The 15,431-nt window shown below is 59.9% G+C and carries 14 protein-coding genes and 1 tRNA gene; 5 read left to right on the forward strand and 10 right to left on the reverse strand.

The features are described 5' to 3' along the window. Positions 1 to 464 precede the first annotated feature (464 nt). The 3 genes from BW09_RS11300 (at position 465) to BW09_RS00105 (ending at position 3,799) form a co-directional block, all read left to right on the forward strand. Positions 465 to 1,352: an LCP family protein gene (locus BW09_RS11300; RefSeq protein ID WP_375137532.1), complete on the forward strand. Its 888-nt coding sequence runs from the start codon at positions 465 to 467 to the stop codon at positions 1,350 to 1,352. Positions 1,353 to 1,644: 292 nt separating this feature from the next. Next, positions 1,645 to 3,408 (forward strand): FtsK/SpoIIIE domain-containing protein, encoded by a 1,764-nt coding sequence (locus BW09_RS00100; protein WP_258184885.1) that lies wholly within the window; start codon positions 1,645 to 1,647, stop codon positions 3,406 to 3,408. A 112-nt stretch (positions 3,409 to 3,520) separates the two neighbouring features. After that, positions 3,521 to 3,799, forward strand: coding sequence for a WhiB family transcriptional regulator (locus tag BW09_RS00105; RefSeq protein WP_003835265.1), 279 nt, complete (start codon positions 3,521 to 3,523; stop codon positions 3,797 to 3,799). A gap of 95 nt (positions 3,800 to 3,894) precedes the next feature. Here BW09_RS00105 and BW09_RS00110 read toward each other — a convergent pair whose 3' ends face one another. After that, positions 3,895 to 5,382 carry a sensor histidine kinase gene (locus BW09_RS00110; protein ID WP_140462473.1) on the reverse strand — a complete coding sequence of 496 codons (1,488 nt, stop codon included), beginning with the start codon at positions 5,380 to 5,382 and terminating at the stop codon, positions 3,895 to 3,897. Between the two features lie 149 nt (positions 5,383 to 5,531). Between BW09_RS00110 and BW09_RS00115 the strand changes: the two genes are divergently transcribed. After that, the gene (locus BW09_RS00115; protein ID WP_044088707.1) at positions 5,532 to 6,446 is read left to right on the forward strand and encodes a hemolysin III family protein; all 915 of its coding nucleotides are present in this window, start codon (positions 5,532 to 5,534) and stop codon (positions 6,444 to 6,446) included. Between the two features lie 292 nt (positions 6,447 to 6,738). On the opposite strand, the gene BW09_RS00120 is transcribed toward BW09_RS00115, so the two are convergent. The 4 genes from BW09_RS00120 to BW09_RS00135 all read right to left on the reverse strand — a co-directional run bounded on the left by BW09_RS00120 (position 6,739) and on the right by BW09_RS00135 (position 10,071). Beyond that, a complete protein-coding gene (locus tag BW09_RS00120; RefSeq protein WP_140462474.1) occupies positions 6,739 to 7,218 on the reverse strand; it encodes a transcription elongation factor GreA in 480 nt (159 codons plus the stop codon). Positions 7,219 to 7,312: 94 nt separating this feature from the next. Next, positions 7,313 to 7,720, reverse strand: a complete 408-nt coding sequence (locus BW09_RS00125; protein WP_044088547.1) for an FKBP-type peptidyl-prolyl cis-trans isomerase — start codon at positions 7,718 to 7,720, stop codon at positions 7,313 to 7,315. A 169-nt stretch (positions 7,721 to 7,889) separates the two neighbouring features. Then, complete coding sequence (locus tag BW09_RS00130; protein WP_140462475.1) at positions 7,890 to 9,350, reverse strand: L-serine ammonia-lyase; 1,461 nt, start codon at positions 9,348 to 9,350, stop codon at positions 7,890 to 7,892. A gap of 127 nt (positions 9,351 to 9,477) precedes the next feature. Beyond that, the gene (locus tag BW09_RS00135; RefSeq protein ID WP_140462476.1) at positions 9,478 to 10,071 is read right to left on the reverse strand and encodes a cadmium transporter; all 594 of its coding nucleotides are present in this window, start codon (positions 10,069 to 10,071) and stop codon (positions 9,478 to 9,480) included. Positions 10,072 to 10,249: 178 nt separating this feature from the next. On the opposite strand from BW09_RS00135, the gene BW09_RS00140 reads away from it, so the two are divergent. Next, a tRNA-Leu gene (locus tag BW09_RS00140) sits at positions 10,250 to 10,329 on the forward strand. 102 nt (positions 10,330 to 10,431) lie between these two features. On the opposite strand, the gene BW09_RS00145 is transcribed toward BW09_RS00140, so the two are convergent. The 5 genes from BW09_RS00145 to BW09_RS00165 all read right to left on the reverse strand — a co-directional run bounded on the left by BW09_RS00145 (position 10,432) and on the right by BW09_RS00165 (position 15,404). After that, positions 10,432 to 11,436 carry a Ppx/GppA phosphatase family protein gene (locus BW09_RS00145; RefSeq protein WP_140462477.1) on the reverse strand — a complete coding sequence of 335 codons (1,005 nt, stop codon included), beginning with the start codon at positions 11,434 to 11,436 and terminating at the stop codon, positions 10,432 to 10,434. Between the two features lie 41 nt (positions 11,437 to 11,477). Then, complete coding sequence (locus BW09_RS00150) at positions 11,478 to 12,044, reverse strand: DUF501 domain-containing protein (protein WP_140462478.1); 567 nt, start codon at positions 12,042 to 12,044, stop codon at positions 11,478 to 11,480. Then, positions 12,041 to 12,658: a septum formation initiator family protein gene (locus BW09_RS00155; protein ID WP_140462479.1), complete on the reverse strand. Its 618-nt coding sequence runs from the start codon at positions 12,656 to 12,658 to the stop codon at positions 12,041 to 12,043. The genes BW09_RS00150 and BW09_RS00155 overlap by 4 nt, the downstream gene beginning before the upstream one ends. Before the next feature lie 90 nt (positions 12,659 to 12,748). Next, a complete protein-coding gene (gene eno, locus BW09_RS00160) occupies positions 12,749 to 14,047 on the reverse strand; it encodes a phosphopyruvate hydratase (protein ID WP_044088553.1) in 1,299 nt (432 codons plus the stop codon). A 427-nt stretch (positions 14,048 to 14,474) separates the two neighbouring features. Beyond that, positions 14,475 to 15,404, reverse strand: a complete 930-nt coding sequence (locus BW09_RS00165; protein ID WP_181161705.1) for an aldo/keto reductase — start codon at positions 15,402 to 15,404, stop codon at positions 14,475 to 14,477. Positions 15,405 to 15,431 lie beyond the last annotated feature (27 nt).

Genomic DNA, 15,431 nt, shown 5'->3' on the forward strand with positions numbered 1-15,431 from the left:
CTCCCGCGGGTCGCCGAACCAGACCGTCGGGCCAGATTCCCAGCTCCTCCGCATCATCGCAGTCGCCGCTGCCGCAATATCATCTGCAGCGTCCCATATCCGTCCCGGCATCGTTTGCACCTTCGGCACCGAGGCGATCCGAGTCGGCGGGCGGTCCGTCAGGTCCTGCCGCGGTACCGCCCAGCTTCTCCCCCGATACCGGAAGACGGCAGTCATCAGGGTCTGCCGCCCGGACGGCGGACCCGCACAGCGGTTCACCGATGCGCGCGCGTCGTTCCTCCGGCTCATCCCAGAACGCATCCCGATCGGCATCGCCGGCGTTGTCCACGAACGTCCATTCCCGGTCCGATTCGCAACAACGGTTCGCGGCGCTCACGCGACCCTCGGCGGCATCCGCAGTCGTACGTCCTCCGGCGAAGCGACATCGTGCCGGGCGCATCGCACTCTATGCAATCGTCATCATCCTGTCGGCTCTGGCATTGGGCGTGTTCGGCGCATGGCATTGGGTGGACGGCCGCCTGAACAAAACGGACTATCTGACCAATCATGCCGATACCCCTGCCTCGACATGGCTGATATTGGGCTCCGACGAACGTGATGGATCAAGCGACGTCACCGGATATCGAACCGATACGATTCTGGTGCTCACCAAACCCAAGAGCGGCCCCAGTTCACTGATTTCCATTCCGCGTGACTCCCTGATGCAAGTGGATGACCAGTACATGAAGATCAACGCCGTCTCACAGCTGCTGGGACGCAAAACGCTGGTCGCACAGGTCGAGGACATCACCGGCCAGAAGATCGACCATGTGGCGCAGATCAAGTTCGGCGGACTGCAGCAGGTGGTGGACGCCCTCGGCGGCATTGACCTGTGCTATGACCAGGATGTTCAGGACCCGGATTCAGGGCTCAACTGGCAGGCCGGGTGCCATCATGCCGACGGCGGCGTGGCATTGGCGTTCTCGCGCATGCGATACGCCGACGCCAATGGCGATTTCGGCCGCAACGTGCGTCAGCGTCAGGTGATCGCAGCCATCATCAAGAAAGCCTCCAGCGGGGAGACCCTGTCCAATCCGGCAACAGTGATGGCCGTTGGCGAAGCAGGTCTCAGCGCGTTGACCGTCGACGAACAGGCCTCGCCGTTGAGCCTGTTCAACATGGCTCTCGCTTTCAAGGACTCGACCGGATCGCACGGTATTTCCGGCAGTGTGTATTGGACCGACCCTGATTATTACGTGGATGGCGTCGGATCATCGGTGCTGCTGGACGATGAGAGGAACACCGCCTTGTTCTCGGAGCTGGCTGCCGGCACGCATGCCAGTGGAGTGGTCGGTACGCTTGCCGAAGGCTGAGGCGGTGCGGATTCGGACGTCATCAGCGTCATCCGTCATCGCGCCGTTCCTTGCCACAGACCCTTGCTGGCACGCCCATGCAGCCATTGTGGATAACTCCGCAAGCTAGAACCACATAACCCGTTTCGGCTTGCGGATATGCCCAGACGTCCTTCACGCTGGATGCATGGCACGCACCAGATCACATTACGGCCCATCGGCGCATATGGGCCATACCCGCAACCGGCAGCGACGCCGCACACGCACCGTCCGGCGAATGGTCATGGCGCGGCCTTATATCATGGTCTGCGCCATGGCAGCGCCCCTAGCGGCACAGCTTATGATGGTCGTCGTCATGATGGTCCAAGGGCAATGGATGTATGCGCTCATGATCCTTCCCGGCGCATTCGGGTGTCTGGCATCATTGCTGATTGCCTCGCCTTCATTCCGTCAGCATGCCGGTGCCGCCACGGATTCCCCACCCATGATTGGCCCCGGGACGCACCTTCCCACAGAAGGGTCCGACACACGCATCCCAGCCAAGCCTCAAGCCACCCCCGTCATCCCCGTATTCCCCGACATCGACGGCATCGCTCTGGAGCAACTGCTCGATCTCGGGACGACGCCATGGCGGACCATGGTGCATCGCTGGCTCGCATCCGCTCAATGGAATGTGCCGATAGGCATGGCGGCGGGCAACGAACCGTATCGTCTGGATCTGTGCCGGTCCGGACCGCACGCTCTTGTCGCGGGGACCACCGGCTCAGGCAAATCGGTGTTGCTGCAGAGCTGGTGTCTTGCGCTGGCCACCTACAACGGACCGGACCGGCTGAATTTTGTATTCCTTGATTTCAAGGGCGGTTCCGCATTCAGGGATCTCGAGCAGCTGCCGCACAGCGTGGGCAGTGTCTGCGACCTGAATCTGCCCCATGCGGCACGGGCGTTGCGCGCCCTTGAAGCCGAACTGACACGACGGGAACGGCTCACAGCCGAGTATCGCACCTCGCATATCGATGATGTACCGCACCCTCCGCCTCGGCTGATGGTGGTTATCGATGAATTCCACGCCCTGAAGGACCAGTTGCCGGATTACATCAATCGACTGGTGCGCATCGCCTCCCTGGGGCGTTCATTGGGCATGCATCTCATCGCTTGCACACAGAATCCTCTGGGGCAGGTCAACACGGACATGAAAGCGAATATGGCGGTGAACATATGCCTTCGTGTCCGCGATGACATGCAATCATCGGAACTGCTGGGAGACGGCCGCGCCGCACGCATCAGTCCGACGATGCCGGGCGCGGCCTACTGCAATGATTCCGAGCTGGTGACCGCCCTGCGATGCTCGCCTGCGAACAACCTCACACGGATCCGTCGGCAGATCATGCTGACCGCACGGTTCATGGGCATGGACCAGGCACCGGCACTGTTCTCCGCTCCCCTGCCTTCGCACATTTCGCCGAATCGACCTTCCGTGTCCAGATCCGACCAGGAACATGTCTGGTTCGGCATCCAAGATGACGGCATATCGTTGAGCGATGCCCTCGTGCCTCTGAACCGCGGCAATATCGGCATCATCGGAGGGCACGGAAGGGGCAAGAGCACCCTGCTCGACGCCCTTGCCGTCCAATGCCAAGCCATTGACGGCATCATGGTACGCATCAGCCGATGCGAACATGGCGTCTGGAGCACACGCACCATACGCCATGCCGGAGTCATCAGTCATGCCCTTGCCGACGTTCCTGCGCCTGAGCCGCCTCGGATGATATGGCTGGTCGACGATGCCGATCCACTGTTCGACCCGTTCCTCACCGAAGAGCAGGCCCTGCGATTCCGGCAGGCATTGGCGGACCCGAACATCACCGTACTGTTCGCGGCGTCATCCATGCGCCACATCCGGATACCTGAGCACTGCTCCATCAGAATCGTGTTCCCCAGCGGCGAAAAGACCAACGATATGATGGCCGGCATCCCGTCCCCGCTGCTCGCGACCATGACCCAACACGATATCGACACGCCCGGCAGAGCGGTGCTCATCACGGGATCCTCGGCACGGCTTGTACAGTGCTCATCGTGAAATAGTCGGTACTTTCTGGGTGAAACCTCTTGAAAAACAATACGGTTCGTGGTTACCTAGTATGAAGTCAAGGAACAACAATCAGCCACGTGGCTTTTAAGGGAGGCAAGCAATGAGCAGCGCTTTTGATTGGCGAGCCAAGGCCGCATGTCGCGATAAGGATCCGGAACTGTTCTTCCCGGTGGGCAACACCGGCGCAGCATATCAGCAGATCGAAGAGGCCAAGGCCGTATGCCGCACCTGCAAGGTGATTGACGCGTGTCTGAAGTGCGCATTGGACACCAATCAGGACTACGGCGTATGGGGCGGCTTGAGCGAGGATGAACGCCGGGCTCTGAAGCGTCGCGCCATGCGCGCCCGCCGTTCGCAGGCCATGCAGATGCAGATCTGATTTTTCGCGCAATGTCAGGAAAACCCTCCCAACCGGGAGGGTTTTCCTGTATCGGAGGTGTCATCGTCTCCTGACACCGTACCGAACGTCATTCATCATTCATCCTGCGCGGCGCGCAGCTTCATATTGAGCACCACGCGCGTGCCGCCTTCACGGCGGGGCTCCCAATGCACGGATCCCCCGAAATCATTGGTCACGAACGTATTGATGATCTGAGTGCCCAAGCCGGAGCCGGAAGACCGCGCCATGCCGCCTTGTTCCTCGGAGCCCAGACCAGTGCCGTCATCCTCGACCACCACATTGAGGTTGGGGCCGGAACGTCCCACCGAAATGGTGATGCTGCCTTCCTTGCGCCCCTCGAACCCATGTTCCACGGAGTTCGTGATGAGTTCCGTCAGCACCAGGGAGAGCGGCGTGGCGTCCTGTGCCGGCATCATGCCGAATTTACCCACAAAGTTGACATTGATCACCTGATCCTTCATGGTGGCCAGGTCCACGGCCATATGCAGCAAGTTGGAGATCACCTTGTCGAAGTCCACGATCTCGTCGGCGGTCTGACTCAATCCCTCGTGCACCATAGCAATGGTCTGTACGCGGCGCTGCGCCTCCTGAAGCTCCTTCTTCACCTCTTCGGACTTGGTCTTGCGCGCCTGCAACCTCAGCAACGCCGATACCGCCTGCAGATTGTTCTTGACACGGTGGTGGATTTCGGAGATGGTGGCGTTCTTGGTCTGCAGCTCCTTCTCACGACGACGCAGCTCGGTGACATCGCGGCACAGGATGATGGCGCCGACCCTGCCATTGTTGTCGTACAGCGGCAACGACCGCATGGATACCGCCGACCTGTTCGCGTTGAGTTCGGAATCGACCGCAGCCTTGCCTGACAGCACCAACGGCAGTGTCTCCGGCACCGGATCGTTCTCTCTGAGCAGCTGGGTGCCCAATTCGCTGAGATACTGGCCAGGCATGGTGCTAAGCAAGCCCAGTCTTCTGAAGCAGCTGATGGCGTTGGGGGAAGCATAGCGCACCACACCGTCGAACGTCAGGATGATGAAGCCGTCGGCGACCCTGGCGATATGGCGCTGACTCATCACCGAATCCTGATAGGGGAACTGTCCGCGTGGAATCATCTCATAGAGCTGTTTGCCGGCGTTGATGCTTTCGGATTCATACCGTCCGTTGGATTCACGCGTGGCCATATTGGTCTCCCGCACCACCAGGCCCAACGTCTTGCCGTTGCGGCGTACCGGCGCATACACGTTGCATACCGTTGCCTTGCCGACGGACCGAAGCACGGTGGAGCGGAACACCACGTTCGACTGCATGGCGGCGTCAAGCTCACCGGTCATATCGTCGGGCATGACGTCACCGACCACATCCTCACCGCGTAATGTCATCACCGTCGAGGGGCGGCATTGCTCGGCGACCACATATTTGCCGTCACCGTTCTGGACCAGCAGCAGCAGGTCCGCGAAACTCAGATCGGCGACCACCTGCCAATCGGCCACGAGGTGATGCAGCCATTCGCGGTCGTCGTCATCGAAATCCGGTCGTGTCGCAAGAATATGTGAAAAATCAGCCATGTATACCATCATACGCAATGGCCGCGCATCGCGTCCCATCCCGTCGTCGTGCATGTTCCGCGGGTCGGTATTGACAATCCAGTAACTTACGTTAACGTAGGTTACGGTAACGTAAGGATTAGATGGTCATCGACTATGATGGGGGCACTATGGCACTGGAACACGATGACACCTCAGACACGCGGCGACTTGACTCCACCATCGAGCACAAGCGCGCCGCAGCCATCAAGGCGCGCGAACAGGCCCTGCAGGCCAAGGCCGACGCCGTACGAGCCAAAGCTCAGTTCAAGGCGGAGTCCATCCGCGCCAAAGCCGAGGAAAAAGCCCGCAGAAAGCTCGCCAAGGCCGAGAACCGCGCCCTGAAAATCGAGGGCATCGCCCCCGCTGAAGTGGAACGCAAAATCAGATTGGACGTGCATGGCCGCCCCAAGCCTGCGATGCGCGGCTGGATTCACGCGGTGGCCGCTCCCCTGTCTCTGGCTGCCGGCATCGTGCTCATCTGCCTGGCACAAGGTGCCGGACTCAAATGGGCTTGCGCCGTATTCATGACCGCATCGCTCGTCCTGTTCACCAATTCCGCCTGCTATCATCTGGGAGACTGGACCCCGCGGGTGACCGATGTGCTGCGCCGCATCGACCATGTCAATATCTTCCTGCTCATCGCCGGCACCTATACGCCGGTCTCCTTCGCCCTGCAACCATTCTGGCGTAATTTCATCATCATTTCGATGTGGGCATGTACCTTGGTGGCGCTGATCATCCACGTGATCTGGATCAACGCACCACGATGGCTGTATACGGTGGTGTACATCGTCTTCGGCATCTACGGTCTGGCATTCATGGCCTTGTTCTGGAAATCGCCACATGCGGGCCCTGCAGTGGTGGTCCTGCTGTGCGCAGGCGGCGCCTGCTACATCCTGGGCGCCATCGTGTACGCGCTGCGCAAGCCCGATCCGTGGCCTCGGGTCTTCGGGTTCCATGAGATCTTCCACTGCGGTACCGTTGCGGGGTACGCCTGCCATATGGTGGCGATCTATATGGTGATCGTGTCACTCTGGAGCTGATTGCGAGTCGAATCCACGTCACCGTTGACGTGTCGCTCCGTATCGATTTCACAGCGAACACTTCCCATAGCGAGAACCTCCCACAACGAGAGCCTTGACGGGAACCGCCATCGCAAACGTATGTGCCACATGGCACATGCCACATGGCGCATATGGCAAGCCCCTCCATCCCACATGGGAGGAGGGGCTGATGCTCGGTGCGACGTGTCACTGTGTCGCGCGATATGACGTCACACACCGTCTGTCTGTGATGTTACGCAGTGCGCCACGGAAAACAGCTGAAGCGTATGCGTCAGGCAAGCGGCTTGGATGCCTTGACCACCACGGACAGCTCGCGACCGTTCGGAGCGGTGTAGGTCACCGTGTCACCGACCTTGGCGCCCTCGATGGCCTTACCAATCGGGGAATCCGGAGTCATGATGTCGTAGTCGGTACCGGAAACGATGTCTCGCGTGCCGAGCACATAGGTCATCTCATTGCCATTGAGCTCGATGGTCACCACGGAACCGTTGCCCACCGTGCCTTCTGGGGCGTTTTCGATGATCTTGGAGTCGCGCAGCTTGACGGTGAGCTCGGTGATGCGCCCCTCGTTCTTGCTCTGCGCCTCGCGCGCGGCCTGATAGCCTCCGTTTTCGGAAAGGTCGCCTTCGGCACGCGCCACGGCGATCTTATGGGCGATCTCCTCGCGCAACTCACCTTCGCGGTAGGCGAGCTCCTCCTTCATCTTGTCATATGCTTCCTGCGTCAGCAGGTAGACCTTGTCTTCAGCCATGTTGTCCTCCTGAACTCTACGAAATACTGGTTGAATTGACGCTCTGAATAGCAAAACGCCGGCTATGACACCGGCGTTCCGTCATGCTGAAAGGTCAGCGAGTGGAAATGATGTCAATGACAAACACCAGGGTGTCATCACCGCCAATGCCTGCCTGCGGGACGCCGCGGGAACCATAGCCGTACTCCGGCGGAATGGAAACCACGAGACGGGAGCCTACGTTATGACCCGGAACGGTCTGATCCCAACCCTTGATGACCTGTCCCACACCAATGCCGAAGCTGGCAGGCTGATGACGGTCGAAGCTGGAATCGAACGGCGTGTCCTTGCCCCACACCACTCCGTGGTAGTTCACGGTGACCGTGTCACCACGACGCACCATCGGACCATCACCTTCGGTCAGCTCAATGGCCTTAAGCCCCTTCGGCGCCTCAGGCGTCGGGAACTCGATCACAGGCGTGGAGCCGAATTCGGCATTCACCTTGGGCATCTGCTCTGCCATACGTCCTCCTTGTCAGACACAATGCGCACTAGAATAGCACCACCCGGGCATTGGTGGAAGTCTGTTCTCCGGTTGCGATACATGAGTTCCCGCACATGTTTCCGGCTCTCCTCTGCCCGCATTGACCGACCGCTCCCTCACCGAGGGAGACAGAGTGCGGAAACAGCCGTCAGCATTCGACGACGTTGACGGCAAGGCCTCCTTTGGAGGTCTCCTTGTATTTGGCCATCATATCCTCTCCGGTCTGTTTCATGGTCGCAATCGCCTGATCAAGCGTGACGATATGGGAGCCATCCCCCAGCATGGCCATGCGCACCGCATTGATGGCGGTATTGGCCGCCATCGCGTTGCGCTCGATGCATGGGATCTGCACCAATCCGCCCACCGGATCGCAGGTCAGTCCAAGATTGTGCTCGATGCCGATCTCCGCAGCATTCTCCACTTGCTCGGGAGTGCCGCCCATCACCGCCGCCAGACCTGCCGCAGCCATCGAACACGCGGAACCGACCTCGCCCTGACATCCGACCTCGGCACCCGAAATCGAAGCATTGCGCTTGAACAGATACCCGATCGCACCGGCCGTCAACAGGAAGGTAATCACTCCCTGCTCACTGGCGTCATCGACGAAATGCCAGTAATAATGCAGTACCGCAGGAATGATGCCCGCGGAACCGTTGGTGGGAGCGGTGACGATACGGCCTCCCCCGGCGTTCTCCTCGGACACGGCCAGGGCGAACAGATCCACCCATGCCGCATCCGATGATTCCAGGACAGCATCCTTGCGCCGCCGATCATTGCGCAGCACGTCGGAGTTGGATGCGAGACGCTGGTACATCTTGGGCGCGCGCCTGGGCACGTCGAGACCTCCCGGCAACGTCGGTTCCGTGCAGCTGCATCCATTGTTGACGCATTCGCGCATGACCCGCCAGATATTGTCGATGGTGGAACGCACCTGTATGGCCGAGCGGCTGGCCGTCTCGTTCTTCCAGACCAGTTCGGCGATACTCATATGGTGTTCATGGCATAGCGCGACCAATTCGGCGCATGATGCGAACGGGTATGGAGTTTCAGGGCCGAAATCGGTGGATGACGACTCATCACCGTCAGCGAAGGAGGTCCCCTCAGGCGGCCGATCGTGGATGCCGATCAAAGCGTCATCAGGCGTGCCTTGCCGGATGAAACCGCCACCGATGGAATACCACACCTGCTCATCGACCAATGAGCCCGCGGCGTCGAATGCCTGGAAACGCATGCCATTGGGGTGCGCGGCCATACGCTTCCACTGTTCGAACACCACATCCCGTTCGTATTCGAAATGGATGCGCGAAATGCCGGCGAGATTCAACGTATCATCCAACGCACACGTCTGCCGGATATGCAGCATGTATTGCGTATCCACCGTGGAGGGAAGATTGCCTTCCAGACCGGCCATCACGGCGCGATCGGTGCCATGCCCCAAGCCGGTCAACGCCAGGGAGCCATACAGCGTGGTCTTGACCCGTGCGGTGCGGGCGAGGAGATCGTTGTCTTCGAGGAACGTGGCAAACGCATGGGCTGCAGCCATTGGGCCGACGGTATGCGACGACGAAGGACCCACACCGACGGTAAACATATCAAGTACGCTGAACATGACCGCTCCTTACGCAGACCACTACAGTACTGATTCACCTTACACGCCATGTCCCTGGCTCACCTCCGCCTGCGGCACAGATGTCAGGCGGACCAATGTCGCCATCTTACTGCGACTGTGTCGGACATTATGCCGCAGCGGCAATCTGACCGAACAGCATCACCGCCACAATGATCCCGAGTACGGCAAGTACTATCTGCACGATGCACAGGACAATGACCGCTGTTCTTCTCACCGCCAGCTTGGGGGCGTACCACTTGGCAATGAGCATGGCGATGAATCCGAGCACGGCATAGTTGAACGTCAGAGCAATCATGTCGGCATTGGCAAGCACCACGCCGTTGACTGCCTGATCAAGCGAATTCATCGTGGAACCCATCACGAACAGGCCCCAAATGGCATATCCGATCAATCCCACCACGGCGTAGGCCCATGGTTTGAATGGCTCGCGCATATGCGTGGTGAATGCTTCGGCGCACCAGAGCAAGGCGAATCCGACGATATAAGTGAATACAACGGCGATCAGCACACTCACCGCCATCCAAGGCACAAGGGCCACGATCGGCGCACCCGTCTTGGGATCGGCCGTCATGCCGATATAGAGGCCCGAGCAGGCGATGGCGCCAATGGTCAGCACCGTACCTACGATGACGGCCTGGACGAACATGGTGGGCAGTGCGCCCTGCTCGACGCGATCGACTGCGGTCCAACGTGAAACCATATGGCTGCCTCGTTTCATTCATTCTGCCAACACAACGTCACACAGCCTAACGAGTATTTGTTTCAGGAAAACGCCCTGAACATCATCAGGCGCCATGCGAATAACCTTGCCGACTCCCTCGTCAGGCAGATATACGTCACAACATGACGTACAATGGTACGGTTGGCTTTCAGCCAGCGCCTCCATGGCGAAATCGGTATACGCAGTCGACTTAAAATCGATCGCTTCGGCTTGCGGGTTCGAGTCCCGCTGGAGGCACCTTAGTCCTGTGAATCATCCTGCTGAGAGTATCTCTCAACCGTGTCTTGCCAGCTTCTTCGGCTCCCTCAACAGGGAGCCGAAGAAGCTATCCGCCGGAATTCAGCGCTGGGCGAGCAGGCGGCGTCCATAGTCAAGGACTATACCGTCCAGCAGACCGTGCTCGCTGGCCACGTATGAATCGATCGGCGTACCGTGATCGCGTCGCGCGGCTTCGCTGATGCGCGCGAGTACACGGTTCCACACCACTGCACCGCCGCCGACCACATCGATACGCCCGGGATGGATGGTTTTGTATTCACGACGCTCGACACGGCTCATCCTCAGGAACCGGTCGTCCACCGCATACGCCTCCTCGAGCCCCAGACGGTATCCATCGACCACGGTATGGTCGTATTCCTTCAATCCGATCGCCAAAGCGGTCATCGTGGTCACCGTGCCGGACACGCCGATGATCGTACGTGCCTTGCCTGCATCCACATGCCGGAATGCCTCATCGATGTGCTCGTCGATGTCGGCCACGGCCTGAGCGATCTCCTCTTCAGTGGGTGGGTCCGTGTGCAGATGACGTTCGGTCATGCGCACGGAACCGATATTCATCGAGAACGCGCCCTGCACTTGGGTGGCCGGCTTGGTGTCACCATCGCCGCCGATGACCAGCTCGGTGGATCCACCGCCCAAATCCACGACCACATAGGGCGCTTCAAGATCGTCACGGTTCACCACGGAGGTGGCGCCCAGGAAGCTCAAATCGGCTTCTTCGGTGCCGGGAATCACTTCGGGCCGTACGCCGAGAATGCGCTCGATGCCATCCTCGAATTCCTCACGGTTCTCGGCATCACGTGTGGCGGAAGTGGCCACGAAGCGCAAGCCGTCGATGGGATGCCCGGCAAGCACGTCGGCGAATTCCCTGGCCGCAGCGTACGCACGCTCCAAAGCCTCATCGGCGAAACGATGCGTCTTGTCCACATCCTGTCCGAGACGGATGACGCGCAGTATTCGCGGTACCACTTCATGCATGCCGTCCGCGTCGACACGCGCCACTTTCAGACGTATGGAATTGGTGCCGCAATCGATGCCCGCGACGGTAACGGATTTCTCGCTCATGTCCTTCTCCTTGCCAATCAGCGTCTGCAATACCAATTCCGCTAGTCTTCCACTGCGCAGCGGCAGACCGTGGGGCTGAACTCGTCTTCTATGCGCGAAAGCACCATATCCCCTACGGGATTGGTCCCGGGTCCCATCACCAAGGACTGCGCCAGCAATGCGTGCAGGCATTTGACACGCACAGGCATGCCTCCGGCAGACGTACCCTCGATATGCTCCTCGCTGTCGCCCAGCCGTATCGCCAACTCGTGGCGGAATGCCAGATACAGCTGATGCGCTGTTTCATAGGAAGCGCTGAGATGCTCATCGGCGGTAAGCATCTCGTTATACTGCTGCATCACTCCGGCCGCCTCCACATGGGATGCCGCTTTGACTGCCTCCGGGCTGGTGAGATAGCAGGTCGTGGGGAATGGGATGCCGCCGGGCAGCACCGGGCGCGTGATCACGGCAAGAGGCCGACCGCACACGCAGCGTGCGCCCACGGCGACCATGCCCCGCGGATATCGACCGAGCTGACGTTGCACCACAGCGATATCCTCTTCGGTGGCCGGCTGGGACAGTATGTTGTCGACCAGGGTCTTGGCTGTGGATGTGATGTCGATGGTCACTGCTGGGTTCCCTCTCCTGTGGTGTTCTGATCATTGGTGGCGTCGGATGATGAAGACGCAGATGAATTGCCGTCGGCGCCCTGCTCCTGATTCGTTGTATCCGAGTCTGAAGAGTCGGCGGAACCTGATGTCTGTCCGGAGGACTGTTCACTGACCGGCTCATCGGCCTTCTTGAACGAGTACGCGAGCTCGCTGTACCAGGGAAGCACTTTTTTTGTGGTCGTCTGGCCGGTGTCGCTTTGGTCCGATGATGTTTCGTCACCGGTCACCGCTTCCGGGTGCAGCACGCGGACGGCCTGTTCGTCCGGGAATACGAAGCCGAGACGCTCCCGTGCCTGCGCGGTCACATAGGCCTTGTCATCCCAACGCTTGATGTTGTTTTCGAGCTCCTGCTTCTTGGCGACGAGTGCGGCTTCCTCACGCTTCAGACTGTTGAGCTCGGCAAGGTTCAAAGCGTACGTGTGGAAAGTGGACACCAATTGGATGGCGCCAAGGGCGATGATGAACAGGGAGACGAAGAACGCAATAGGTCCCGTTGCATTGCTTTTCTTGGCTTTAGCCTTGTTTTTGCCTTTGGCTTTGCCGTTGTCGGCGGCACGGGACGTCTTGTTCATATTCCAAGAAAATACCCGCCGCATTCGACTTGGCGAATGCGACGGGTATTGAGCTTCAGCGGAATGTCACGCCTTCACAGGCGTTTCGATTCACTTGGCCAGGTACTTCTTGCAGGCCTTGAAGGCGCTGTAGCCGGCGTACTGAGCGGTGGAGCCGAGCTCCTCCTCGATCTCGAGCAGGCGGTTGTACTTGGCAACGCGCTCGCCACGGGCCGGGGCACCGGTCTTGATCTGACGGGTGTTCTTGGCGACGGCCAGATCGGAGATGGTGGTGTCCGGGGTCTCGCCGGAACGGTGGGAGACCATGGAGGTGAAGCCGTTGGCGGTGGCCAGCTCGATGGCGTCGAGGGTCTCGGTGACGGAACCGATCTGGTTCAGCTTGACCAGCAGGGAGTTGGCGGCACCCATGTCGATGCCCTTCTGCAGGCGCTTCGGGTTGGTGACCAGAAGGTCGTCGCCGACGAACTGCAGGCGGTCGCCGAGCTTGGCGGTGATCTTGGCCCAGTCTTCCCAGCCCTCTTCCTGATACGGATCCTCGATGGAGACGATCGGGTACTCGTCGATGAGCTGCTCGTAGAAGTTGAGCATGTACTCGGCGTCGCGCTCGCCACCCTCGAAGTGGTACAGGCCGGTCTCCTTGTTGTAGAACTCGGAGGAGGCCACGTCGAGGCAGATGCCGATCTGCTTGCCGGGCTCGTAGCCGGCGGCGGAGATGGCGTCCACGATGTAGTTCAGGGAGTCCTTGTTGGACTTCAGCTTCGGGGCGAAGCCACCCTCGTCGCCGAGGCCGGTGTTCAGGCCTTCCTTCTTCAGGACGTTCTTCAGGGTGTGGTAGACCTCGACGCCAGCGCGCAGAGCCTCGTGGAAGGTGTCGAAGCCATACGGGGAGATCATGTACTCCTGGATGTCGGTGGCGAAGTCAGCGTGAGCGCCACCGTTCATGATGTTCATGTTCGGGACCGGCAGGATGTGGCCGTTGGTGCCGCCGATGTAACGGTACAGCGGCAGGCCGGCGGACTCGGCGGAGGCGTACAGGGCAGCCAGGGAGACGCCCAGGATGGCGTTGGCGCCCAGACGGCCCTTGTTCGGGGTGCCGTCGAGCTCGATCATCAGGTCATCGAGAGCGCGCTGGTCGGAGGCATCCATGCCGATGACCTTCGGAGCAATCTCCTCGTTGACGGCCTTGACGGCGTTCAGAACGCCCTTGCCGCCGTAGACGGACTTGTCGCCATCGCGACGCTCCCAAGCCTCAGCCTCACCGGTGGAAGCACCGGACGGAACCAGGCCGCGGCCCTCAGCGCCGTCCTCGGTGTCGAGAACGACCTCGACGGTCGGGTTGCCACGAGAATCGAGAATCTGGCGCGCGTACACGCTTTCAATTGCTGCCACAACTACTCCTTAAAACGGTTGTGTATCTAATGACAGTCCTAAGACTAGTGCGATTTGTGGACGTTGTGAACGACACGCCCAAAAATGGTGTGAGCGCTCACATTCCTGACGGCACACTAACGAAACACTGACGGAATCCTTGCACAACAGACGGTGAATCACGGATGACGCCAAGAATGAAGACCACCATCCCTTGTTCGCAGACGCCACCGGGCTAAAACTCCATCCTCTGTCTCTCCCCCAGCCAGCTTCGCTGACAGCCCGTCCTGCAAATCAGGGACGCACTGCGCGCGCAGCCTGTCGGCTCGCATGTTGCCTATAAACAGTTCCGCTGTTTGCTTCACGGCAACGTCCCGTCAGAGTGGACAGTATCCTCAGACAATTGTGAGACGGACCACTAGTGCCCTCCCTCACCGTATCGTCACCCTCACAAAGCCGACGTCTCCTCGTCGAGATAGGCGAGTTCACCTGCGCTCAGCTTCAGCGCCACGGCTTGGAACGAATCCTCGATCTCCTGCGGATTCCTTGCGGACGGAATGGTGAACAGGCCGTCGTATAGAGCCAGCTCCCAAGCAAGCGTGACGCGCTGATATGAGCATTGATGCCGTTGCGCCACTTCGCGGAATCTGTCGAAAAGGTGGCGGTTGAACGGATCGAGGAATCCGCCGAGCGGCGACCAGCATACGAACGCGAGTCCCAGACGCTCGCAGACCTCCATCGTATGGCTGGGATCGCGATGCACCGGAGAGAACTGGTTCTGCACCGCCACGAGGCTGTCCCCCAGAATGGTCCCGGCCAGTTCGATCTCTTCGGCCCCGATGCGGGAGATGCCGACGGTTTTGGCCACCCCCTCGTCCACCAGCTGCTTCAGGGCTTCCATCTGCTCGACATATGGCACTTGAGGATCGTTGCAATGCGAATACAGCAGATCGAGCGTGTCGACGCCGAGCCTGCGTGCTGATTCCTTGGCGTTGGCGATCATCGTTTCGGGTCGCGCGTCAGCCCGCCAGCCATACTTGCCGTCGTTGTCCAACGTGCGCAGCCAGCCGGTTTTGGTGGCCACCAGCACGTCCTCCCGTGGTCCTTTCCACGTGGCGAGCGCGTCTCGCACCAGGTATTCGCCGTACCCCATGTCCTCCGGTTCCCCGGTGCCTGGCTTGCTGGGAAGGTAGTAAGACCAGGCGGTATCGAGATATCGCACGCCTGCATCCAGCCCGGCATGGATCGTCTCGATGGCTTGCTCCCGGTTTTCCGGACGGCCTTCGATGGCGAGCGCCATCGTACCCATGCCGAGACGTGGAATGGTATGGCCTGCAAGAGTGCCGATATTAGTCGGATTCAGGGATTCATCGCTCATAGCCGTCACTTAATCCTTGGGGTTGGA

The organism is Bifidobacterium sp. UTCIF-1 (assembly GCF_006408915.1).
In the GTDB taxonomy this organism is placed as follows: domain Bacteria; phylum Actinomycetota; class Actinomycetes; order Actinomycetales; family Bifidobacteriaceae; genus Bifidobacterium; species Bifidobacterium reuteri.

Excerpts from the sequence above, each read along its gene's own strand:
- BW09_RS00155 (WP_140462479.1), bottom strand. The coding sequence starts at position 12,658 with ATGAACAAGACGTCCCGTGCCGCCGACAACGGCAAAGCCAAAGGCAAA.
- BW09_RS00165 (WP_181161705.1), bottom strand. The coding sequence starts at position 15,404 with ATGAGCGATGAATCCCTGAATCCGACTAATATCGGCACTCTTGCAGGC.
- BW09_RS00130 (WP_140462475.1), bottom strand. The coding sequence starts at position 9,350 with ATGTTCAGCGTACTTGATATGTTTACCGTCGGTGTGGGTCCTTCGTCG.
- BW09_RS00110 (WP_140462473.1), bottom strand. The coding sequence starts at position 5,382 with ATGGCTGATTTTTCACATATTCTTGCGACACGACCGGATTTCGATGAC.
- BW09_RS00105 (WP_003835265.1), top strand. The coding sequence starts at position 3,521 with ATGAGCAGCGCTTTTGATTGGCGAGCCAAGGCCGCATGTCGCGATAAG.
- BW09_RS00145 (WP_140462477.1), bottom strand. The coding sequence starts at position 11,436 with ATGAGCGAGAAATCCGTTACCGTCGCGGGCATCGATTGCGGCACCAAT.
- BW09_RS00135 (WP_140462476.1), bottom strand. The coding sequence starts at position 10,071 with ATGGTTTCACGTTGGACCGCAGTCGATCGCGTCGAGCAGGGCGCACTG.
- BW09_RS00120 (WP_140462474.1), bottom strand. The coding sequence starts at position 7,218 with ATGGCTGAAGACAAGGTCTACCTGCTGACGCAGGAAGCATATGACAAG.
- BW09_RS00115 (WP_044088707.1), top strand. The coding sequence starts at position 5,532 with ATGGCACTGGAACACGATGACACCTCAGACACGCGGCGACTTGACTCC.
- BW09_RS00100 (WP_258184885.1), top strand. The coding sequence starts at position 1,645 with ATGGCAGCGCCCCTAGCGGCACAGCTTATGATGGTCGTCGTCATGATG.
- BW09_RS00125 (WP_044088547.1), bottom strand. The coding sequence starts at position 7,720 with ATGGCAGAGCAGATGCCCAAGGTGAATGCCGAATTCGGCTCCACGCCT.